Annotated in this window: 26 protein-coding genes; 7 read left to right on the top strand and 19 right to left on the bottom strand. The window is 29.7% G+C overall.

Features of this window, described 5'->3' with window-relative positions:
• Window positions 1–13 precede the first annotated feature (13 nt).
• Entirely contained in the window at window positions 14–571 is a 558-nt protein-coding gene (locus tag CD034_RS01780; protein ID WP_002448908.1) for a tyrosine-type recombinase/integrase, read from the bottom strand.
• Between the two features lie 142 nt (window positions 572–713).
• Here CD034_RS01780 and sroA point away from each other — a divergent pair, with 142 nt between their 5' ends.
• From sroA to sarA, 5 genes are all read left to right on the top strand, one after another.
• The gene (gene sroA, locus CD034_RS01775; RefSeq protein WP_002448893.1) at window positions 714–920 is read left to right on the top strand and encodes a sigS mRNA-stabilizing protein SroA; all 207 of its coding nucleotides are present in this window, start codon (window positions 714–716) and stop codon (window positions 918–920) included.
• Between the two features lie 32 nt (window positions 921–952).
• On the top strand, window positions 953–1,174 hold the full coding sequence (locus CD034_RS01770) for a DUF2922 domain-containing protein (RefSeq protein ID WP_002448911.1): 222 nt from the start codon (window positions 953–955) through the stop codon (window positions 1,172–1,174).
• Window positions 1,175–1,355: 181 nt separating this feature from the next.
• A complete protein-coding gene (locus CD034_RS01765; protein ID WP_002455678.1) occupies window positions 1,356–2,282 on the top strand; it encodes a DMT family transporter in 927 nt (308 codons plus the stop codon).
• Window positions 2,283–2,552: 270 nt separating this feature from the next.
• Window positions 2,553–3,368, top strand: coding sequence for an efflux RND transporter periplasmic adaptor subunit (locus tag CD034_RS01760; protein ID WP_228777638.1), 816 nt, complete (start codon window positions 2,553–2,555; stop codon window positions 3,366–3,368).
• A gap of 315 nt (window positions 3,369–3,683) precedes the next feature.
• Window positions 3,684–4,058 carry a global transcriptional regulator SarA gene (gene sarA, locus CD034_RS01755; RefSeq protein ID WP_002448898.1) on the top strand — a complete coding sequence of 125 codons (375 nt, stop codon included), beginning with the start codon at window positions 3,684–3,686 and terminating at the stop codon, window positions 4,056–4,058.
• A 244-nt stretch (window positions 4,059–4,302) separates the two neighbouring features.
• Here sarA and CD034_RS01750 read toward each other — a convergent pair whose 3' ends face one another.
• The 18 genes from CD034_RS01750 to CD034_RS01660 form a co-directional block, all read right to left on the bottom strand.
• Complete coding sequence (locus CD034_RS01750; RefSeq protein WP_002448923.1) at window positions 4,303–5,118, bottom strand: alpha/beta fold hydrolase; 816 nt, start codon at window positions 5,116–5,118, stop codon at window positions 4,303–4,305.
• A 157-nt stretch (window positions 5,119–5,275) separates the two neighbouring features.
• Window positions 5,276–5,992 carry a hypothetical protein gene (locus CD034_RS01745; RefSeq protein WP_002448876.1) on the bottom strand — a complete coding sequence of 239 codons (717 nt, stop codon included), beginning with the start codon at window positions 5,990–5,992 and terminating at the stop codon, window positions 5,276–5,278.
• A gap of 206 nt (window positions 5,993–6,198) precedes the next feature.
• A complete protein-coding gene (locus CD034_RS01740; protein WP_002448912.1) occupies window positions 6,199–6,705 on the bottom strand; it encodes an SA0570 family protein in 507 nt (168 codons plus the stop codon).
• Between the two features lie 132 nt (window positions 6,706–6,837).
• Window positions 6,838–7,632 carry an alpha/beta fold hydrolase gene (locus CD034_RS01735; RefSeq protein WP_002448881.1) on the bottom strand — a complete coding sequence of 265 codons (795 nt, stop codon included), beginning with the start codon at window positions 7,630–7,632 and terminating at the stop codon, window positions 6,838–6,840.
• Window positions 7,633–8,337: an HAD family hydrolase gene (locus tag CD034_RS01730; RefSeq protein WP_002455680.1), complete on the bottom strand. Its 705-nt coding sequence runs from the start codon at window positions 8,335–8,337 to the stop codon at window positions 7,633–7,635. It lies immediately after the preceding gene.
• Between the two features lie 58 nt (window positions 8,338–8,395).
• Entirely contained in the window at window positions 8,396–9,352 is a 957-nt protein-coding gene (locus CD034_RS01725) for a FecCD family ABC transporter permease (protein WP_002455681.1), read from the bottom strand.
• Window positions 9,353–9,542: 190 nt separating this feature from the next.
• A complete protein-coding gene (locus CD034_RS01720; protein WP_002455682.1) occupies window positions 9,543–10,463 on the bottom strand; it encodes an ABC transporter substrate-binding protein in 921 nt (306 codons plus the stop codon).
• A 203-nt stretch (window positions 10,464–10,666) separates the two neighbouring features.
• A complete protein-coding gene (locus tag CD034_RS01715; RefSeq protein WP_002448905.1) occupies window positions 10,667–11,170 on the bottom strand; it encodes a DUF805 domain-containing protein in 504 nt (167 codons plus the stop codon).
• Between the two features lie 75 nt (window positions 11,171–11,245).
• On the bottom strand, window positions 11,246–12,007 hold the full coding sequence (locus CD034_RS01710; RefSeq protein WP_103288082.1) for a MerR family transcriptional regulator: 762 nt from the start codon (window positions 12,005–12,007) through the stop codon (window positions 11,246–11,248).
• Between the two features lie 90 nt (window positions 12,008–12,097).
• Window positions 12,098–12,745 (bottom strand): endonuclease III domain-containing protein, encoded by a 648-nt coding sequence (locus CD034_RS01705; RefSeq protein WP_103288081.1) that lies wholly within the window; start codon window positions 12,743–12,745, stop codon window positions 12,098–12,100.
• Between the two features lie 79 nt (window positions 12,746–12,824).
• A complete protein-coding gene (gene argS / locus CD034_RS01700; RefSeq protein ID WP_002448884.1) occupies window positions 12,825–14,486 on the bottom strand; it encodes an arginine--tRNA ligase in 1,662 nt (553 codons plus the stop codon).
• Window positions 14,483–14,899 carry a YwiB family protein gene (locus CD034_RS01695; RefSeq protein WP_002455684.1) on the bottom strand — a complete coding sequence of 139 codons (417 nt, stop codon included), beginning with the start codon at window positions 14,897–14,899 and terminating at the stop codon, window positions 14,483–14,485. The genes argS and CD034_RS01695 overlap by 4 nt, the downstream gene beginning before the upstream one ends.
• 303 nt (window positions 14,900–15,202) lie before the next feature.
• Window positions 15,203–15,343 carry a hypothetical protein gene (locus CD034_RS11140; protein WP_162837071.1) on the bottom strand — a complete coding sequence of 47 codons (141 nt, stop codon included), beginning with the start codon at window positions 15,341–15,343 and terminating at the stop codon, window positions 15,203–15,205.
• 542 nt (window positions 15,344–15,885) lie between these two features.
• Window positions 15,886–16,392: a YwhD family protein gene (locus tag CD034_RS01680; RefSeq protein ID WP_103288080.1), complete on the bottom strand. Its 507-nt coding sequence runs from the start codon at window positions 16,390–16,392 to the stop codon at window positions 15,886–15,888.
• Between the two features lie 72 nt (window positions 16,393–16,464).
• Complete coding sequence (locus tag CD034_RS01675) at window positions 16,465–17,769, bottom strand: HD domain-containing protein (protein WP_172457917.1); 1,305 nt, start codon at window positions 17,767–17,769, stop codon at window positions 16,465–16,467.
• Between the two features lie 57 nt (window positions 17,770–17,826).
• Window positions 17,827–18,303, bottom strand: coding sequence for a GNAT family N-acetyltransferase (locus CD034_RS01670; protein WP_002455687.1), 477 nt, complete (start codon window positions 18,301–18,303; stop codon window positions 17,827–17,829).
• Between the two features lie 94 nt (window positions 18,304–18,397).
• Window positions 18,398–18,934, bottom strand: coding sequence for a flavodoxin family protein (locus CD034_RS01665; protein ID WP_103288079.1), 537 nt, complete (start codon window positions 18,932–18,934; stop codon window positions 18,398–18,400).
• Between the two features lie 148 nt (window positions 18,935–19,082).
• Window positions 19,083–20,018 (bottom strand): aldo/keto reductase, encoded by a 936-nt coding sequence (locus CD034_RS01660; protein ID WP_002455688.1) that lies wholly within the window; start codon window positions 20,016–20,018, stop codon window positions 19,083–19,085.
• Between the two features lie 155 nt (window positions 20,019–20,173).
• On the opposite strand from CD034_RS01660, the gene hypR reads away from it, so the two are divergent.
• Together hypR and merA are read left to right on the top strand one after the other, a co-directional pair.
• Entirely contained in the window at window positions 20,174–20,614 is a 441-nt protein-coding gene (hypR, locus tag CD034_RS01655) for a redox-sensitive transcriptional regulator HypR (protein ID WP_037554505.1), read from the top strand.
• Window positions 20,601–21,923, top strand: coding sequence for a hypothiocyanous acid reductase MerA (merA, locus tag CD034_RS01650; RefSeq protein ID WP_037554507.1), 1,323 nt, complete (start codon window positions 20,601–20,603; stop codon window positions 21,921–21,923). Before hypR ends, merA begins: the two co-directional genes overlap by 14 nt.
• The last annotated feature ends 41 nt before the right edge of the window (window positions 21,924–21,964 follow it).

The following is a 21,964-nucleotide window of genomic DNA, read 5'->3' as shown; positions in this document are numbered from 1 at the left end:
AAAGCCCTCCTTTTTATAAATTTAAAGCAATAATTGTATGATGATCTTCTTTAGGTGACAAGCCAATAAATTTCAAAGTTTCATGCGTAGTCTGGTGTCCTAAATATTTTTGAATAATCGCAATAGAAATACCCGATTTATAAGCATGATATGCAAAAGTTTTACGTAGAGTAGTTAAACCAATATGTAAAAGGCCTAATTCTTTAGCTGCGTGGTGAATAATTCGATAAGCTTGCTGACGTGAAAGTTCTTTATGTGTACGAAGAGACTGAAATAAAAGATGATGATCTTTCAACTGATTTTCATAGATATATGTATCAAATTCATTTCTTAAATCAGAAGGTATCATAATTTTGATAAATGGAGCGCTTTGTTGAATCCAAGCTGTCTTTATTTCTTTATTTTCCTTATTCTTTATATCTTCAACTTTAAGATGTAATAAGTCAGTAAGTCGCATACCTGTATGTATCGCCAGTTTAAATAAAAGATAATCTCTGTCTGATTTCGTTTGTAACACGTGATACATCTTCTTAATATCATTCTTTTTCTTAATAGGTTCTACATAATTCATTTATCCACCTCAAAAAAGTTTCTTATTTAATGATATATCATATTTTAGTAACATTGAAATATTTCGCTCAACTTTTTTTGATTTTAAGTTACTTTTTTTAAAAATATTTTCGATATATAAAGTGTAAGGAGGTGAAAGTAAGATGAACGAAATTACTCAGTTATCTGTTATTTGTACTCACGTTACACATGATACAAATGGAAAAGCTAAAGAAATTAAACGTCGATTTAATAACATTAATACACGTGCTTCTGAAGCAGACATCAAATCATTTGTAACAACAATTTCAAATTTGATTGAAGAATCTTTCGATAAAGTTGAAGTTGTAAAAACCCAAGGATTAGTTTAATGAATGATTTTATTAAAAAGGAGGTATGAACAATGTCAAAAACTTTAGAACTCATATTTAAGACAAATCTAAACAAAACAGCTAAGTTACAATTACCACAAATTTCAGCAACAATAACAGAGGCTAATGTACAATCAGCAATGGAAAATATCGTTAAATTAGATGTTTTAAGATTTACCAGTGGCGCTCCAAGCAAAGTCGCTTCAGCTCAGATTGTAGATAAAACAACAACAGTTTTATTTGAATTAAATTAATTGACATAGTAGACGTATGTTACAATATCAAATTTTACTTCACGTCTTCTAAACAGTAGATTGAGAATGGATAAAGCGTTCTAAAAGAGTTTTATCCGTTCTCTTTTTTTAGTATAGAATTTTTTTATAAATTTACGTATAATAATCGTATTTGATAGTAAAAATAATGGAGGAATTACGTTTGCTTTTTTTATTTGTACTTGGAATTATTGCTGGTATGATGGTTCCTATTCAAACATCGATTAATTCTAGATTAGGTCGATTTACAGAGTCATCTTTTTATGCCTCTACGATTTCTTTTTTTGTAGGAACTCTATTTTTATTAATACTTAATATCATTTTTAATATCCAAATGTTCTCAAGCTCATTTTATGCTGGTCACTCTATTGATTATCATTGGTGGGTTGGTGGCTTGCTTGGTGTATGTTTCTTAACAGGTAACTTATTACTTCTTCCAAGATTAGGTGCAGCACTTACGGTTGTGATGACAGTTGCTGGTCAAATCATAATGGGTGTTATGATTGATACATTGGGGTTACTTGGGGCCAATCAAACATCTTTTACTTTTTTAAAAGGTGTGGGGATTCTCGTTTTATTATTCGGAATTCTTCTTATGAACCATCTACCTAAAAATAAACTTAAAGATAAAAGAAATATCTCACTTTATATTTGGTTGTTAATTGGCTTTATTTTCGGATTTGCGCCTCCACTACAAACTACAATCAATAGCGGGCTTTCAAAGCAAATGGATTCTTCTTTATTCGCTGCACTAGTTTCTTTTACTATTGGAACTATTGCGTTATTTATTCTAACAATAATATTTAATAGAAGTCTAAAAATTAAACTATCACAACAGCATGTCGGTCGTATTAAACCACTCTATTTTATTGGTGGGATTTTAGGCGTCGTATTCGTTACATCTAATATTATATTAATGCCCTATTTAGGTGCTGCTCTTACAACTATTGTCGCAATGCTTGGCCAAATGATAATGGGCGTCATTATTGATCACTTTGGCATTGGTGTACCTAAAAATGAAATGACTTTCCGTAAATTTATAGGATTAATCGCTATAGCAATTGGTATTGTTTTATTACGTTTATTTTAATGGCTACTAAAATTAAACTTTTATCTAAATCTTCGTCTTCTTAATGCAATAATTGAGAAGACTTTTTTGATGTCATCATTTCGTTATGTTGTATTTAGCTCTAAACTTGTATAATAAATGCATATTAATGTTTAGAGGTGATTATATTTGAAAAAGTTTTTATCCCCCTTATCAATAATGCTAACTCTCCTCCTTATCCTTATTATTTTGTTTGGATTTTATATTTATTCTAAAATTCCTAAAACGACTCATTTAAGCAAAATAGAAACGATGACTGTAAAACCTCATTACCCTCTTTCTTTTCAAGGCGTTCAGCAAGCTAAACAAAGTTATACACTTTATTATGAGCCCTCATTAGGTATTAGTTCAGATATTCTAGTAAAAAATAACGAGATTATATCTAAAGATACACCCATATTTAAATATTATAATCCACACATCGAAAAACATATTCTTGCAAAAAAGAAACTTTTATCTTCAATACAGCACTCAAATAAAATATCCTCCGATAACTTCAACCAACAAGTTCAATTATCTAATGATATACTCAATTTACAACAACAACTTCAAACACGCATTTATGCTCCTATTAAAGGTCGAGTCACTGTACTTCAGCCTTTCCCTTCAAAATCTCATACTGAAATTATGCAAATTAATAGTGATGAACGAATCATTCATGCTAAAATCAAGGAATCTCAACTTAAACAACTTAAAAATAATCAACTTGTTCAAGTTTCTATTAAAAACACTAGGCAATTTGAAGGGAAAATTTTATCTATTTCTTCTATTCCTTATAAAACTGAGACCTCTTCCTCTTTTTATTATGTAGATATTTCTACAGATCCTTCCTACCCTATTGGATACCATTTTGATCTTCACTTAGGAACAACAGAATATGAATTACCCGATAAAGTCATTTACAATAAAAATTATGTTCTAGTTATACATAATAAAAAAATTATAAAAAGAAATATTAAATATATTAAAAGTAAAAAAAGTGGGTATATTATGGTATCCAATGGATTAAATATTGGAGATAAAATTATTACGCATCCTTCTGCATCTTTGTTAGAAAGCACCGAATAATCTTTTGTTTTAGTATATTAAACTTTAATTTTATAATATGGGGCATCATAATAATTGTTCTTAATTAAATCTTTTATAAAATTTGCTTATTTTTATAAACAAAGTATTAATTAATCAAAACATTGTTTTATTAAGTACATTTTCGTTTACTTTCTAATTTTATTTAGTTATAATTAACTAAATAATATAGAATTAAATTAATTTATTTAATCTAAATTATTAATAGCTTTTTTAAACTAATAGATGACGTTATATATAGATAAATTTAACGGATGCATAAAAAATAGAGAGAATATTAGTTGGGGAGGTCTTAAAATGGCTATTTCAAAAATCAATGACTGCTTTGAATTATTAGCAATGATTACTTATGCAGATAAATTAAAAAGCATTATTAAAAAAGAATTTTCGATCAGCTTTGAAGAATTTGCTGTTTTAACTTATATTAGTCAAAGTAAAGAAGAAGAATATTATTTAAAAGATATTATTAATCACTTAAACTACAAGCAACCTCAAGTAGTAAAAGCAGTGAAAAATTTATCTCAAGAAGATTACTTCGATAAAAAACGTAATGAGCATGATGAAAGAACAGTATTGATTCTTGTAAATGCAACGCAACGTACAAAAATTGATGAGCTACTTAATAGAGTTAACAAACGAATTGAAGAAGCTAACAAAGAAACAGAATTATAATAGTAAACCATAAAGAGACTAGAACTTAAAAAACCTAGAATAATAGCCCGTAGATAACATTTGTCTACGGGCCTCTTTTATAGCCATAATTCATATTATATGATGTTGTTTTCTGTAAAATAACTTCATTCTAATATTTATAAACACTGTTTAATCATTCTTTATATCTAGAACACCGCTCTTTAGATTGTTCTGTTTTCTTAGATATTCGATTATAGATAATTTTGACTCTATGCTTACATTTTTATATCAATAGATTTGTAGTATTAGATACATCATTTTTTTCTACAAAATTTAAATATAATGTTAAAAATTTCTCTTCTTCTTCTATATGAGGTGCATGCCCTGATTCATTAAATAAAACATAATTTATATTTTTAAATTGATTTTCAAACTGTTGATTCTCTTTATTGATAATAATTGGGTCATAACGTCCATCTACTATCATAGTTGGAACATTGATCTCATGTGTGACTGTATTTGATTGATTCTCTGTATCTAATAAGGCTCTTGATGCTACTGCACTATCTTCATCGTCTTGTTTACTATATAAGCGTTGACGTTGAAACCACTTCATTGCAACATCATTTTTCTTATAAATATATGGAAATAATATAAGTAACGCTTCAGATTTATTAAACCCCGCTACTTTATCTTGGTGCTCAATCATTAACTTTGTAAAACCATGAACAATATCTTCAGATTTAGAAGATATAATTGTTAAAGATCGCACTTTATCTTTATATTTTTCGGTAAAAGCTTGTGCAATCATTCCACCCATATCATGCCCTAATAAATGTGCGCTTTTAATACCTAATTGCCGCATTAACATAGTTAAATCTTTAATGTGATCATTTAAGTTATAACTCATAGGATGTGTAGATTTTCCATGACCTCTCACATCGTAAACAATGACTCTATAGTGTTTTTTCAACTCTTTTTTTAATGAGTAAAACCCAGCTAAATTACCATCTAAACCATGAATTAAAATAACGGGAATGCCTGTACCTACATCTTGATAAGCTATCTTTATTTGATTAAACGTTTCAATTTTTTTCATATCGGCACCTCCCTTAGTATTTACTATACCCACTAAAACATATTTAACGCTATAAACATGTATACAATTAATTATTTTTTTATTTAAAAATTTTTATATAATTTAAATAAAAAACTCAACCCTATTCATCATGGTTGAGTTAAAATCATATATTTTATTAAATACTTCTTCTAGATGATAATCGTATAGTATATGTAACAATTAATACGACGATAATAATCCAAATGATAAGTGAAACAGTTTGAGCGACATTTGAATTTACAATAACAGCATCAATCGTCTTTTGAGAGAATAATAAACCTACTGCTGTATATTCTAATCTTTTAAAAATAACCCCGCATAAACTCATTATAAGTCCCATAAAGAAAATAAATTGATGACTATACATAGTAATAGGAACAATGCCTATAGTGAGATTAAATGCACGCATAATAATAAGAATTAAGGCAATAATTGCAATCATATAGCCTATGATTATCTCTGTGCGATTACTATATAAATATTTTTTCCGAGCAATTTGTATATGAATAAAAATAGTAATCGGGAAAATAACAATACAATAAAACAAAGATAATATGGTTGCAGCTTGGAATGGAACGTATTGCTTATCATATAAATATGAAATTAAAATAAAATTGATAATAAAAAATATAATAGGATTCAATTGTAAACCAAATAAATTCCGTTGAATAATTAAGATAATTTGAGCCGTTGCTTTTCCTCTAAAATCAAGATAATCTTGCTTTTTTTCTTCGGATTTTTTAAAGTCGTTACTTATATTTTCTTTAATGTCATCGATAAGTTTAGGGGGCATGCCTTTATGAGTAAAATAATCATTCACATTTTCAAGTAATAATTTATCGTTTGATCGCATATGTTGCTCCTTTATCGAATGCAAGTTTTAAAATACATTCAATTCATTCATTTCAACATTTTATCATAGATTTCAATTGATTTCTTTTCGTAAAAAAGAAGTAGGATAACGAATTCCAGATGGAATTCGTTATCCTACTTCTGTATATTTCATTATCTTTTAAATGAAATCGATGATACGTAACTTTAACTAACTACTTCATTACATTATTTATTAATGTCAATACGATATAGTTTTAATACTTTGTCTTTAGGTGAGCTTGAACCAAATTGATAGCTTGTTTTACCGTTTTGAATATAAGCAAAATTGCCGCTTACACTATTATATTGAACGCGTTTAATGGCTTTTTTACCTACACTTTGTGCTACTTTTTGATAAGTTGGACCATTGGCTTGATTATAAGTCATTGATACTCTAGTTACATAACCAGTATTTTTTTTACCGATTGCAGTAACAACTAATACACCTTTGTTTGTATGGAATTCATAGTATTTTTCTTGATTATTTGGATTATATGAATAAATAGGTGTGCCATAGTGATTAATAACATTTTTAATTGATTCGCCTATAGTCACATTTTCTAATGTTTTTTGACCTTGAGTTAATTGTTGTACAGTCTGAATCGAATTACCACTAGCTGCTTCAGCATGATTATAGCCTACTCCTGTCATTACTAGTCCAGAAACTAATAGGGCTGTTGCTAACTTTTTCATAAGCACTCGCTCCTTTTTCTTTTATGCCTAATTACAGTATACCCTATTTATGACCAAAATAACAGAAACATTACAAAAACATTACAAAATATTTCATTTTTATAATGCATTAATATTGGTAAACAATACTATTTAGTGTTGAGGCATATGTTTTTTTATAAAAGGTGTCACATCATGGATAAACTTCTCTTGTTCTTCTTCAAAAGGATACATGCTTGACTTCGAATACACTTCGAAATGTACATTTCCTATTAAATCTGCTACTTCTTTAGATTCAAGAGATGTTATTCTTTCTCCATAAGCACTTGCAACTATAAATGTGGGTTTAGTGATGTACTCAAATACTTCTGCAATTCCTCTTTGTTTAAATACTTCATCTACTGCTTCTGTCTCTTCTTTAGTAGAAATTGAATTAGTATCTTCGACATTTTTTAAGAACTTATTCACTTTACGATGTTTATAATAGCGATGTTTATCTAAAAACTTCTCTTGTTTATCTTCATTCCAGTTACGGATTTTATGTGCGTATTTTCTAAACAATCGTTCTTCTGGTAACTCTCCTTCAATAGATGTCGGATTGATCATTGTTAACGAAGATACATACTCTGGATATTGCTTTGATAAATGCGCAATAATTGTAGCACCCATTTCATGGCCAATAAAAGCCGCTTGATCTATGTAGAGATAATCTAATAATAAAATAATATCATCTGCAAATTCATTGAATTTAATATGTCGTGGTTTATCTGAATATCCATGACCACGTAAATCCAATAATACGACTTGAAATGTTTTTGAAAGTTCATGAGCTAAATTTTGAAAAATTGAAGCATTTTCAAACGCAGTATGTACAAGCACTACTGGGTATCCTTGTCCCATAGTATTGTAATTTAATGTAAATCCACCTTTTCTTGTAAATAATTCCATTTAATTATCTCCTTTTTTTTGTTTATTTACGGATAAAATCGTTAAGAGCTCTTCTATTGTTGTAATGATATAATCTACTTCTTCTTCTAAAGGTTCTAATTCAGCATTTTCTTGTTTATACCAAACACTTACCATCCCCATAGCACGTGCAGGAGCAACATCATTTAAGGCATCATCTCCAACATACATAATTTCTTCTGGTAAAACGTCAAGTTGATCAATCATATCTTCAAAAATACGTGGGTGAGGTTTGCGATAACCTACTGTTTCAGAAGTTGATAAATAATTAATCACGTGTTCTATTCCTAATGAATAAATCCGAAATTGTTTAATCTTTGATTTCCCATTTGCAATTACACCTAGTAAATAATCATGCTCTGACAACTTTTCAAGTGTGTATAATGTATCGTAGTATGGAAATACATATCGATAGAAATGCATTTCGAAATCATGAAATAAATCTTTCCATTTCAATCTATCGATGTGAAATTGTTTTATTATCTCTTTATATACATAAGGTTTATCGTTATCTTCATCATCATCTAATTCTATAAATTTATGTTTAAAGTCAGCAAGTTGTACATGTACAAAATAATCATGAAAACGTTCATATTGTTCTTCTATAAATTTATCTCGAGACTTAGTTCTATCCAATAATGTGCCTTCTAAATCGAACACAACTGCTTTGATTTGGCTTAAGTCCATTTTTATTTACCTCTTATCAATATAATTATTCTTATTTTAATAATTTTTGTTCACTTCACTAACGTGTTTTATTAGATTGAGTGACTAAAATATAAAATAATATGGGTATCCCAACAAGTGATAAAATAATACTTGCTGGAATTTGCACTGGATTGATAACCATCTTCCCTATAACATCAGCGAATAGCATCGTTAATGCACCTATCAATAGGTTTAATGTCATTTGTATAGCAAGACTATATTGAAAATAATATCGTCTAATTAATTGAGGTACAATGATGCCAATAAAACCTATCACACCTATAAACGCTACTGCTATAGCTGTCATAATAGATGTTAACAAAAGTACAATAAATGTTATCCATTGCACATTTAACCCTAGAGACTTACTTTTAGCTTCTCCTAATTGCAAGAGCTTAATGGGTGTAACTAAACTATATATCACAATAATGATTGGCAAAGAAACCATTGTAATATAAACGAGCTCATTCATTTCGGCATTCGCAAATCCTCCGAAATAATAGGCTAACATACGATTCGTACGTTCAGGTTTAATGAGTGTAAGTATATATATTAATGCATTAAAAAAAGCGCCTACCATAAGTCCAGATATGATGAGTACTCTAATTGGAAAATTTCTAGACAATACGATTGTCATTATAACAACAAGTAAAAGTGTCGTGATACTAAAAATGATAGAAAAAATTGGAATAAATAGAAAAGATACGCCTAAAAATATAGCTAAACTTGATCCAAAAGTCGCTCCACTCGCTAAACCAAGTGTAAAGCTATCTGCTAAAGGATTATTTAATACCGTTTGAAATAATTGACCCGTCAACGTTAATATAGCTCCTACCATAAGCGCCTCAAATGTTCTAGGAACTCTAACTTTAAAAAAAATCATTTGATTAAATGCTTGATGTAATGACCCTAAATCCCAAAAAAGACTTATAGCTATTATGATACATAAGCAAAATGTCCAAACTGAAAATGTTAAATATAGATGTCGTTTCATTTCCACTCACATTTCAATTATTATTTATTTCCTATATTACAATGAATATATCCTTACTACTAATTAAAATAAGATTACAAAATGATTCTTTCTCTGTTTTGCTCAATTTACAAGACTCTATGTTGTATAAAAAGCCTACAACATTATCAATATCGTTGTAGGCTTTTGAAAAGTCTCTCATCTTAACGTTTTAACGTTTATAAATTGCATCACGTAATTCTTTCATCCCCTCATCTATACGAGGTCCTGGTCGTGAAATTTCGTCACCATTGACTGTTTCCACACGTTCATTTTTTACTGCGTTGACTTCAGAGAAACCATCACGTTCTTTAATCACTTCATAATATTCTTCTTTTGAAATACCTTCAGTTGAAATTAAAATATCAGGATTTTTTCTAATAATACTTTCTTTATCTACTGCTTTCCATCCACTAACATTTGAAAATACATTTTTTGTATCTAGTTTTTCTATCATATCATTGAAAAAGGTTTCTTTTCCTGCTGTATATATTTCAGGTTTTGAAGACACTTCTATAAAAACGCTCTGTTTTTTATGATGTGCTGGAATTGATTCAATTACTTTTTGAACATTATCTTTTGTTTCTTTGACTAACTGTTTCGCCTCTTTTTCATGATGCGTCACTTTACCTACTTGCTCAAATGAATCGTAGACTTGATTTAAAGACTGAGCGTCTTTAACATATACTACCTTCACACCACTATCTGCTAAACTATCAAGTGTTTTTTTAGCAGATGATTTTTGAGATTCATGAGCTAAAATCAAATCAGGTTTAGCTTTTAAAAGTGCTTCTTTATTTAAGTTCATTGCATCAAATTGTTGCTTGCCTTTTTTCACGTTTTTTGGATAATCATCAACTGTTGATACACCTATAATATTTTTTCCAAGACCAAGTCTATATAATATTTCAGTATTACTTGGAATCAAAGATATAATACGATGATATGTATGAGTATTATCATTGTGATCCATTGTTTCTTGCTCAGTTGAGTGCGTAGAATGATGTCCTTTTTCACTCGATTGGTTTTGTCCACACGCTGCTAAAACTAATACTAATGTAAATAAAATAATCCACAGCTTCTTATTGTTCATTTATAAACCATACCTTCCTTTCACAATTTTGTTTATTTCATATATTTATCATACCAAATTATTTATATCATTAATTTAATTCTATAAATTTTTATTGTGTAATTTTATATTATTGGTTAAACTTAATGATTTAATTCTATTTCAAAATAAAAAAAGAAGGAAACAGATTTCAAAATACATTCTGTATCCTTCCTTTTTTCATATTATACAGCAGCTATTTTAGGATTTGGACCATACTTATTTGTCCCCTCATCACTATCTTTTATTGTAAATGCAAAAGTGATCACAAGAATAATAAGTAAGACTAAAGACATCGCTGCCACCATAATTCCTGATTCAAGCGCAATCATTCCGTTGAAAAAACCATCAATTGAAATACCGTATGTTCTATCTACAATACTTGAAATTTTTCTAATTAATGTAAATATTAAAATAATAAGAGGCAGAACCAATGTGTGCCCTGTATCATGTAAACGACGCACCGTCATCGTAAACGTTCCTATAAAAATAATGATATCAATGATTTCATACACAATATCAAAAAATGTATGCCCTCCATTTAACCCCAAAGTAATGATATTAAAAAGTAAACTAATGATCACTAAAATAATACAATTAGCTAAAATAGCAAACCAATAATGACGTCTTCTAGTTCGACTTTTTACATTAAAATAATTTTGCCAAAATAATTTGAATGCTTCTATCATGTTTAAGCTCCTTTTATTCATCAGATATATTATACATATATCATTACATATTATAGAACTTAAAAACATCTTTTATTAAATATCATTTCGAATCGCATCAGCAATATACTGATTTAAATTATCATGTCGTTTGTTATTAATTGTTTTAGCAAATCGCTCATCATTTTCATAAATCGAGGCAATATATTCTAAAAATTGTTCATCTACGTTAGGTACTTGTGTTTGAAGAATATCTTTTAGTTCAGAAATAGCTTGTTTAACCTGTATATGATTTGTTTTATAGTTTGCAATGAATAATTCATTCATTTTATCAAAGAATGAATGTAACCTCTCCATTGTTTTCTTATTATTTTGTTGTTTTTCTGTAGAATTCAATCGTTTTTGATTCGCTTTAAAAGCTTGATAATAAGGAGTATGGCTATATTTCATTTCAGCTTCTTTCTCATATTGATGTTGTATATTATCATTATTCCATTTACTCATATTAATCTCCTCTTTTCTATGATTAACGAGATGATGATTAAGAAAATGAATCATTTTGTTTAATTGATCTCTTTGTGCAACAATACGCTGATAATTATTTTCTAATATTATATTTTTCTCTTCTATACTGTTACTAAAATAAAGTTGAATATCTGCTAATGATAAATTAAGTTCCCTTAGAAATTGAATGGTCTGTAATTTAGAGATATCCTTAGAAGAATAATAACGATAACCATTAGATGCAATATAAGTTGGCACAAGCAACTCAATTTCATGGTAATAATGAAGTGTGCGTTTAGTGACTTCGGTAATATGACTTACGTCACTGGGTGTAAAATATACCTGATTTTCCATTCTGACATCCTACCTTTTTCTTAATCTATTTGATTCACTTCTCTTTTCAACTTTCTATAAAAGAGACTAAGCTATGACGTCACGTTAAGGTCAATCTATATTTGTAAAATATGGATCTAAGAAATGATATCTTTGTTCAATGGAGCCATTAAAATAATTTTTCCCAAAATTATCTAGTAAAGCATGAAATTCATTTGCATCTTGATTTGTAAAGTTTGAAGGTAATTCAACATGTCTTTTTAATTTATCGTAATTCTCAGTATTGGCATAACCGAGTTTTCTATATAACCGACGCGTATAATGATCAGGAATAAATTCAACCCTCTCAAAAATGTAGACTAGCAATACATCTGCTGTTTCACTTCCAATACCATGTAGTTTAAGTAATTCATTTCTTAAATGTTCTCCATATACTTCATTAATTTTGCAATAATCAAACTGATATTGATTTAACCAGTTGAATAATGTAGAAATTGCTTTTGCTTTATTGTTATAGAAACCACTAGAGCGGATTAATATTTTTAGTTCTTCTATCGGCAGATCTAATATGTTTTGAGGTTCAAAATGGGTTGCTTCTTTCAGCCGTCTAAGAGAAAGTGCAGCATTATTCCAGTTTGTATTTTGAACTAATATAGCACCTAATATAATCTCTTCACGTGTATCTGCTGGCCACCATCCTTGAGGACCCATATGTTTTAATAATGCTTTGTAAAGTTGTTCTGTAGTCATCATTGACATCTTTTTACCTTTCTATAAAAAATAAACACCTTCACAAATAAATATTCGTAAAGGTGCTTTTAATTTAAAAGTATTTATATTACATTGATTCTGGTGCTGATACACCCACTAATGCTAATGCATTATGTAATGTAATTTTAACAGCTTCAATAAGAGCAACATGTGCTTTTGTTTTTTCAATATCATCAGATAATACCTTTTCAGCATTATAGAATTTATGGAATGCTGAAGCTAGGTCTTGAATATAATTAGTTAATCGATGTGGTGCACGACTTTCAGCAGCACTCTCAATTGTAGGCTCAAACTCTGCTACTTTCTTCAATAAATCAATCGCTTTTTCATTTGTAATGGTACTAAAGTCAGCGTTTTTGTCTATTTCAATCCCTTTTTCTTTAGCTTGTTTTAAAATTGAACAAATACGTGCATGTGCATATTGTGCATAATAAATTGGATTATCTTGAGATTGCTCTTTTGCAAGTTCCAAATCAAAATCAAAGTGCGAATCAGGACTACGCATTGTTAAGAAATAGCGCGCCGCATCAATGCCTACTTCATCCATAATTTCACGTAACGTAATTGCATTACCTGTACGTTTACTCATTTTAACTTCTTCGCCATTTTGCATTAAACGAACCATTTGCATAATTTGAATTTCTAAACGATCGCTATCTACACCAAATGTTTCTAAACTTGCTTTTAAACGATTAATATAACCATGATGATCTGCACCCATTAAATCAATTAAAATATCATTGCCACGATTAATTTTATTGTAGTGATACGCTGTATCAGGTGTAAAGTACGTATAGTTACCATCTTTTTTGATTAGTACTCTATCTTTATCATCCTTAAAGTCTGACGTACGTAACCAAGTGGCACCATCTGCTTCATACGTATAGCCTAACTCATGCATTTTTTCTAATGTATTATCAATCGCACCATTTTCGTATAGTGATGTTTCACTAAACCAATTATCAAAATGAACATTGAAATCTGATAAATCTTTTTTCAATTTATCCATTTCATAATCAACACCCAGTTGTCTAAATGTTTTTAAGCGTTCTTCATCAGAGTAATCTTTCATTTCCGGATGTTTTTTGGCTAAGTCTTTACCAATTTCGACAATGTCTTTACCATTATAGCCATCTGCTGGCATTTCATGGCTTGTATCCCCTAATGCCTCAAAGAAACGTGTTTCAATTGAACGTGCTAAATTTGTAATTTGATTACCAGCATCATTAATATAATATTCACGTGTTACATCGTAACCAGCTGCAATTAAAATATTTGCTAGTGAATCACCTACAGCAGCATTTCGAGCATGTCCAATATGTAAGTCACCAGTTGGATTTGCTGATACATATTCTAATAATATTTTTTTGTTTTTTGGTTCTTCCGCATAACCAAATTTATCACCTTTTTGAATTGCTTCTGAGATGACAGCTGTTAAATATTGATTATCTAAATAAAAATTGATAAATCCTGGACCAGCGATATCTACTTGTTTTACGTTTGCTTTACTTGTATCTAAATTGTCTACAATAGCTTGAGCAATATCACGTGGATTACGTTTAGCAATTTTAGTTAAGACCATTGCAATATTAGTAGAATAGTCTCCATTTTTAGTATCTTTAGGGATTTCAACTTTAATTTCAGGAATATCTTCTGCTAGATTTGCTTTTTTAATACTTGCTTCAATTTCTTGTATTAAAGTTTTCTTTACTTTTTCAATAATATTCATTCGCCTATCTCCTTATACTTAATTTCATATTGATATGAGCCCATTTTTTCGTCATTTTGATGTAATTCGTATTGTATTTTTAATTTTCCACCATTTTCATTTACAAAATGTAAAATACTCTTAGTTCTTACTATTAATGGAATGCGTCCTGCTGGTATAGTGTAAAGTGTTGTAGTGTCCTTACCTTCAACGAAGTGTAAGTTCATATTGATATCACCTTTACGTATCAACTTCACGCCATTGTCTTCAATTTTAATTGTTACATTAACAACTGCACTTTCAATTTGTTCTTGATATCGAATATAATCGGCATGTTTTTGTTGCCATGACCCTTGAGAAGAAAATTCAAATATTTGTTTTTCTCCATTTTGTTTTAAGACTTGTTTCGTTTGAATGTGTATATTCTTATCCAACGTCTGACTCACCTTAATCTTTAAAATATTACACCACATTATAGCATAAATCCTATAGTGCTTGAAGTTAACAAAATTCTATCAACATTAGTTCAATAGTTATCATAAAAACGAGAGTGGAACAAAAATCATATTATGTTCATTGTCCCATTTAAGTCCTTACCCCAACACAATTAAAAAATCTTGATATTCTGTGTTTTTCTTCTATATAATGAAAAAGAGTCTAAGACGCTTATGTTTTAAGTCTCAGACTCGATTTTTCCAAGCTATTATTTTTTGAATGTCACCATTAGTATCATGGTATTACTTTTTTCTTTCTAATATATCTACTTCTGATTCAAGTTCAACAATATCATAATGATATTTTTCTAAAAGTGTTCTATATTTATAGAAGAAAATGATGCCGAAACCGATTGATGATACAAATAATAAGATATTTTTCATTTGTTGTCCTCTTTACTCCATAAATTAGATATGATCTTTTAAATAATTATATCATTAAATAACATTTTTATACATTTCTTAATAACTAAATGAGATTAGCTGTACCTTATTTCCCAGAAATAAATACTTTTGCTTCATTATCTTCTGGATAATAATACCCATTAGGGATCGCTTGCAATCAATCAATGCCTTAAAAGGCGATTTGATATAAACGCTTTTACTGTCTTTAGTATCTTCATAAATTTATCATGTGTTTCAGACAAAGGCTCGGCTCTTGCACGCTTGGCCTCTTCGAGTACATCTTCAATGTAATTTACCATTAATGATATATGATTAAAGTCTAAATCGTTGAATTTAAGCAGAAATTTTAATATGAAGATTTAAGAGTTATTAGTAAACAAACTGAACAATCTTTTCAACAGATTTATCATCATGTAATGAAATCAGTTTATCAGTTTTATAATGTTGAAGATACTTTAGAAAAATAAAAACTCGAGATACTCAGTCATTGAATATGCACTGCTGAGTGTCTCGAGTTTTTTCTAATCAAATGCCTTGAATAACGTTTCGTTTGAGTTATTCCACATCGTTTCATTATGGGATATTAAAAAATCTTTTAATATTTTTTTATTTTCTTCACCAATTTGATCAATAATAACTTGATGTTTCATAGACTTATCCATCATATTGACATGTTCTGGCATACTCTTATAACCTCGACGAATACTTTTATTTACAAGTAAATAACATGCAGTGACGCCCGCGTAATAAGGACCATGTTCACCACGTTCAGTAGTCACCCAACATAACCAATATTCCTTAGCTTCTGGACCTTCCACTGATTCTTTATCAGTAATCCACTTTACGCCTTTTTCTACTTCCGCACGTGCATGCATACCGCCAATATCAACAAATGCTTCTTTATTTGCAACATCGATAAATACAGGTGCAATATTGTCTAAACTAATCGCTCCTATATTCGTACCTTTATGACCATCTAGAGGATCATTTTTTATAATATTAAATTTAAACCCTTTATTTTCTGCCACGATGATTCCTCCAATACTTCTTTACCTTTTCACACTTGCTATTAACTAATAGCGTATATTATCAACAAATATTTAATTTAATTCATTCAATAAATTAATAATTGAACCTTTCACTTCCGGATCTTTAATATTAAGAATCATTTCTTTAGGATAGTATAGTTTATAGTCTTCTCGATTAATCCCAGTAATGCTTGAAATGACTAACGATTGGCTACTAATTTCTTTAATACTACCATTTTGTCGTAACAAATGGATGGGTTGTCGATTAGAACCAGGTCGATCATAATCATATGGTAAATCCGAAAAAGCTTCACTAACAAAATAATATTCCGGGTCAATGCCACCTTCAATAAATAAATCCTGTAATTCAGTAATTGTAATAATCGAACCATCAAATGGAATATACTTAAAGAGATCACGATTAATAAATCGACGCGCTAAATCACTTAAGATCTCATCTTCTTCATGTATCCATTTCTTTAAATAAAATAATACCGTTACTTCATCTAATTCTACATACTGATCAATTGTAATCGTACCTTCAAAAAATGGAATAAATTCTTTTGGATACATTTTAAATTGATAGTCTTCCTTATAAAGCTGTTTGACTCGCTTAAGACAATTATTTAATAGTACTTCTCCACCACGACTTACGGGATGAAAATAGATTTGCCAATACATTTGGTAACGACTCATAATAAAATTTTCTACAGCATGCATACCACTTTCTTTAATAAGTACTTCATCTTTTGATGGTCTCATTAATCGAAGGATACGCTCCATATCAAATGTACCATAAGATACACCGGTGAAATAAGCATCACGTTGCAAATAGTCCATACGATCAGCATCAATTTGAGATGAAATCATGGAAATGACTAATTTATTTTTATGCGTTTTATTAATAACATCGGCTACTTCCTGAGGAAAGGTCTCAGACACTCTACTTAATACTTCGTTAACCTCAGTGTTTCCAGTAATAATTTCTTGGGTAAACGCTTCGTGATCCGTATTAAATATCTTCTCAAAACTATGTGAGAACGGCCCATGACCCAAATCATGTAATAAAGCTGCACATAAAGCAAGGGGGCGATCTTTACTATTCCATGCTTCACGCCCAACAAGTGATTCATCAATCATACGTCTTACAATTTCATAGACTCCTAAAGAGTGTCCAAAACGACTATGTTCTGCAGTATGAAAGGCAAGGTATAATGTACCTAATTGCTTAATACGACGCAAGCGCTGAAATTCTTTAGTTTTAATTAAATCCCATATCAGTTGATCTTTAACATGAACATACTTATGAATTGGATCTTTAAATACTTTTTCTTCAGCTAATTTTTTAGTTACATAAGATGATTGTGTCAAATTCATCCTCCTCTTTCATACTTGCTTTCATCAGTAGTAATATGAATTTAAGTTAATTAATTCTTATAATACTTTCTTCATTAACGCTAAATCTAATTGTTCACCATACATTTCTGGTTGATATGAACGAATTATTTCGAAACCATGATGTTGATAATAATGAATAGCTTCTTTGTTCTTATTATCCACTTCTAAAAAGACCGTATCATATTCACTTTCAAATTCTTGTAATCCTTTTTCAAGTAAACTTGTGCCATAACCTTTATGTTGTACACCTGGATGAACATAATGGGCAGCTAAGTACAATTCTTTACCATAGATAAAGTTAGCAAATCCTACAATTTCATTATTTTCTTCAACAACTAAAAAAAGTTGCTCTTCTAATCGCTTTTTTAAATGGTGTTCATTATACGAAGCTGCTAATAATTCATTGATTGTTGATACTGCATAAATATTTAAATAGGTATTATACCAAGCTTTTGTAGCTACATCTCTTATTGCTATAACGTCATTAGTTGTCGCTTTTCTAATTGTATACATGCTTCATTCTCCTGACATTTCATTGTAATTTAATAACAAAATTATATCATAGTATATTAATAAACGCTTTCACTCAACTTTAAGATGCATCTTACTAAGACAGTACTGCATTCCATTCCTGTGCTCTTTCTAGAGCATATACATCTTTCATAACATCTCCAGGTCTTTCTGCTGTACCAATAATATAACCATTTAGTTTTGCTCCGAGAAACTCTAAACTATATTCTAATTGTTTAATGCAAGGTTTCGCTTTTACTTTCGGACAATCTCCCCCAACTAAGATTAATCTAAAATCAATGTTAGACATTTTAGTTTTAAAATCCTGATATTTAGGATCGATTAATGATTCTGACCAATGATCGATAAATGCCTTTAAAGATGCTGACACACTATACCAATACACAGGTGATGCAAAAATAACTGTATCACTTTCAAGCACTTGGTCAATAATCAATTGATAATCATCTATGTATGACTCAATTTGCTTTGATTCATGTCTATAATCTCTTACAGGTTTAAAATGATATTGTGTTAAATCAATCCAATTATATTGTTTTCCTTCTAGAGCATATTGTGTTAATTGAGCAGTATTTCCTTGTGGACGACTTCCACCAAATAATACAGTAATCATATATCTTACCTCTTTTTTAGTTTATATTATTAATGTGTTTTTTCTATTTACTTATTATGTACCCCATCTTTTTACTTTTATTTATAATAAAAACTCCTACACCTATATAAACGGTGTAGGAGTCATTATTACTTTTATTTACAATACTTTATTCAATTGGAAATAAAGTATCTATTTTCTTAATTTCTTCTTCAGTCAGTTCAATATTTGCTGCTTCAATGTTTTCTACAACTTGATCAGCACGTTTCGCACCAGGAATAACAACATCAAGTGATGGACGTGTTAAATAGAATGCTAATACAATATTAGCAATACTTGTATTATGAGTTTCAGCAATACTTGATAATTCTTTTACTCGACGTACGTTATCATTGAACACTTCTGGTTGGAAATCACGACGAGTTGCACGATGATCATCAAATGTTTGATTTTCTTCATACTTACCAGCTAAAATACCAGAAGCTAATGGGAAATAGGGTACAAACGTAATATCATTTTCAGCTGCGTATTTCATTACTTCTTCATTTTCACGATGTAGTAAATTATATTCTAATTGAATAACATCCACATATCCGTCTTTATTCGCCTCTTTAAGTTGATCTAACGTAAAGTTTGAAACACCTATTGCTTTAATTTTTCCTTCTTTTTTAAGTTCTTGTAATGCTGCCACAGCTTCATCTTTTGGTGTATCCTCATCAGGAAAATGAATGTAATACAAGTCAATATAATCCACTTGCAAGCGTTCTAAGCTCTCTTCAACTTGTTGTTTTAAATAATCAGGTTGGTTATTTTGAACAACATCGCCATTATCTTTAATAACATGTGAACCTTTAGTTGCAATTTGAACTTTTTCACGAGGATATTCCTTTACAACTTCTCCTACAAGTTCTTCTGAGCGTTTAGGTCCATAAATAAACGCAGTATCAATTAAAGTAATACCATTATCAATAGCTTTTCTAACGACATCTTTCCCTTGCTCTTCATCTAAATTGGGATATAAATTATGTCCTCCGACTGCATTTGCGCCTAATGCAACTGGAAATACATGAACATCAGATTTTCCTAATTGTACAAATTCTGCCATGATATTCACAACTCCTTAAACTATAGTTTCTACTTATAGTTTACCCGATTAGTGATGATAAATTCATTCAATAGTGTTTAAAACATTAAATTTGACATAGTCTTTATTTTATATTTAAATGTAACTAATAAAGTTACATTTAGGAGGTGAATCATTTGAATTTAGAATTTAACATTGCCGTTCACGTGCTTAGTTTTTTAGTAAAACACGACAACCAACAATTCAGTAGTCAAACTTTAGCAAAATTAACCTGCCTCAATCCAGTTCAATTACGTAGAGTGACTACTGTTTTAAATCAATATCAGTTTATTAAGACTTCCCGTGGTAAAAATGGTGGATATAGTGCAAATCATTCAACTGCTAGCATTAAGCTATCAGTACTATATCGTATATTTGTGCTCGAAAAAGACAGTCAACAGCGTATTTTCACAGGTCATGAGCAGAGCGATTGTGAAATATCAAGAAACATAGCAAAGACCATGTCACACTATAATCAAAAAGAACATCGTGTTATTTTAAATTTTTATGATACCCTCACTATTAATGATGTAATTAATGATACACTTCAGGAGGATACAACATATGACACATTATAATTTAATCGTTATTGGTTTTGGTAAAGCCGGGAAAACACTTGCTAAATATGCATCATCACAAGGACAACAGGTTGCTTTAATTGAACAGTTTACAGAAAGCTATGGCGGTACATGCATAAACCATGGCTGTATTCCGTCTAAAGTGCTTGTTAACGATGGTATTAAACATGTCGATTTTTCAACTGCCTTTTCAAGAAAAAAAGAAGTAGTCAACGCATTAAATCAAAAAAACTATTTAAACTTAGAAAATGATGAAAATATTACCTTGTTAAACTTTAAAGCACAATTTAAATCTAATACGGAAGTAGAATTAATTGATGAAAAAGGTAAGTTAGTTCAAACACTGACCGCAGATAAAATTTTAATTAATACAGGTGCAAAATCTAATATTCCTAATATTGAAGGTATAGACTCAGCACAAAATGTATATGATTCAAAAGGACTATTAAATATTTCTTATCAACCTAAAGAATTAGTGATTATTGGTGGAGGATATATTGCATTAGAATTTGCCTCAATGTTTCAAAGCTTTGGTACAAACGTAACTGTACTAGAATATAATAAACAATTTATGGCTAGAGAAGATCATGAAATAGTCAAACACATAATTAATGATTTTAAAGATAAAGGCGTACGTTTAATTACTAATGTTGAAACAAAAGCATTAAAAAATGAAGGTAATTTGACAACGGTTGAAACCTCACAAGGAAACTTTACTGGTGATGCAATCTTACTTGCTACAGGACGTGTACCAAATACAGATTTAGCTTTAGACAATACAGATATTGAGTTAGGCACTCACGGAGAAATAAAAGTAAACAACCATCTACAAACCTCTGTATCACATATTTATGCTGCCGGAGATGTAAAAGGTGGATTACAATTCACTTATATTTCTTTAGATGACTTTAGAATCTTGAAATCTGAATTATTCGGTGACCGTTCACGACACACTGAAAATCGTGGTACTATCCCTTATACAGTATTTATCGACCCACCACTTTCTCGTGTTGGTATGACCGCTTCAGAAGCACAAAAATTAAATTATAATTACGTTGAAAACACTTTATTTATTAATACTTTACCAAAACACAAAATTAATAACGATGGTCGCGGTCTTTTCAAAGTTGTAATCAACAAAGATAATAATGAAATATTAGGTGCTACTTTATATGGTAAAGGTTCTGAAGAAATTATTAATTTAATTAAACTTGCTATTGATCAACATATTCCTTATCAAGTATTACGCGATAATATTTATACTCATCCAACAATAGCTGAATCATTTAATGACTTATTTAATATTTAATAAAAAAGCTCGTAAACCCATTTTTTAATGAGTTTACGAGC

The organism is Staphylococcus hominis subsp. hominis, assembly GCF_002901845.1.
GTDB classification, from domain to species: Bacteria; Bacillota; Bacilli; order Staphylococcales; family Staphylococcaceae; genus Staphylococcus; species Staphylococcus hominis.
This window is presented reverse-complemented; position numbering and strand designations above follow the sequence as displayed.

Coding starts and splice junctions, on each gene's coding strand:
- CD034_RS01780 (WP_002448908.1), bottom strand. CDS start 571: ATGAATTATGTAGAACCTATTAAGAAAAAGAATGATATTAAGAAGATG.
- sroA (WP_002448893.1), top strand. CDS start 714: ATGAACGAAATTACTCAGTTATCTGTTATTTGTACTCACGTTACACAT.
- CD034_RS01770 (WP_002448911.1), top strand. CDS start 953: ATGTCAAAAACTTTAGAACTCATATTTAAGACAAATCTAAACAAAACA.
- CD034_RS01760 (WP_228777638.1), top strand. CDS start 2,553: ATGACTGTAAAACCTCATTACCCTCTTTCTTTTCAAGGCGTTCAGCAA.
- sarA (WP_002448898.1), top strand. CDS start 3,684: ATGGCTATTTCAAAAATCAATGACTGCTTTGAATTATTAGCAATGATT.
- CD034_RS01750 (WP_002448923.1), bottom strand. CDS start 5,118: ATGAAAAAAATTGAAACGTTTAATCAAATAAAGATAGCTTATCAAGAT.
- CD034_RS01745 (WP_002448876.1), bottom strand. CDS start 5,992: ATGCGATCAAACGATAAATTATTACTTGAAAATGTGAATGATTATTTT.
- CD034_RS01740 (WP_002448912.1), bottom strand. CDS start 6,705: ATGAAAAAGTTAGCAACAGCCCTATTAGTTTCTGGACTAGTAATGACA.
- CD034_RS01735 (WP_002448881.1), bottom strand. CDS start 7,632: ATGGAATTATTTACAAGAAAAGGTGGATTTACATTAAATTACAATACT.
- CD034_RS01730 (WP_002455680.1), bottom strand. CDS start 8,337: ATGGACTTAAGCCAAATCAAAGCAGTTGTGTTCGATTTAGAAGGCACA.
- CD034_RS01725 (WP_002455681.1), bottom strand. CDS start 9,352: ATGAAACGACATCTATATTTAACATTTTCAGTTTGGACATTTTGCTTA.
- CD034_RS01720 (WP_002455682.1), bottom strand. CDS start 10,463: ATGAACAATAAGAAGCTGTGGATTATTTTATTTACATTAGTATTAGTT.
- CD034_RS01715 (WP_002448905.1), bottom strand. CDS start 11,170: ATGATAGAAGCATTCAAATTATTTTGGCAAAATTATTTTAATGTAAAA.
- CD034_RS01710 (WP_103288082.1), bottom strand. CDS start 12,007: ATGGAAAATCAGGTATATTTTACACCCAGTGACGTAAGTCATATTACC.
- CD034_RS01705 (WP_103288081.1), bottom strand. CDS start 12,745: ATGTCAATGATGACTACAGAACAACTTTACAAAGCATTATTAAAACAT.
- argS (WP_002448884.1), bottom strand. CDS start 14,486: ATGAATATTATTGAAAAAGTAAAGAAAACTTTAATACAAGAAATTGAA.
- CD034_RS11140 (WP_162837071.1), bottom strand. CDS start 15,343: ATGAAAAATATCTTATTATTTGTATCATCAATCGGTTTCGGCATCATT.
- CD034_RS01675 (WP_172457917.1), bottom strand. CDS start 17,769: ATGAATTTGACACAATCATCTTATGTAACTAAAAAATTAGCTGAAGAA.
- CD034_RS01670 (WP_002455687.1), bottom strand. CDS start 18,303: ATGTATACAATTAGAAAAGCGACAACTAATGACGTTATAGCAATAAGA.
- CD034_RS01665 (WP_103288079.1), bottom strand. CDS start 18,934: ATGATTACTGTATTATTTGGTGGAAGTCGTCCACAAGGAAATACTGCT.
- CD034_RS01660 (WP_002455688.1), bottom strand. CDS start 20,018: ATGGCAGAATTTGTACAATTAGGAAAATCTGATGTTCATGTATTTCCA.
- merA (WP_037554507.1), top strand. CDS start 20,601: ATGACACATTATAATTTAATCGTTATTGGTTTTGGTAAAGCCGGGAAA.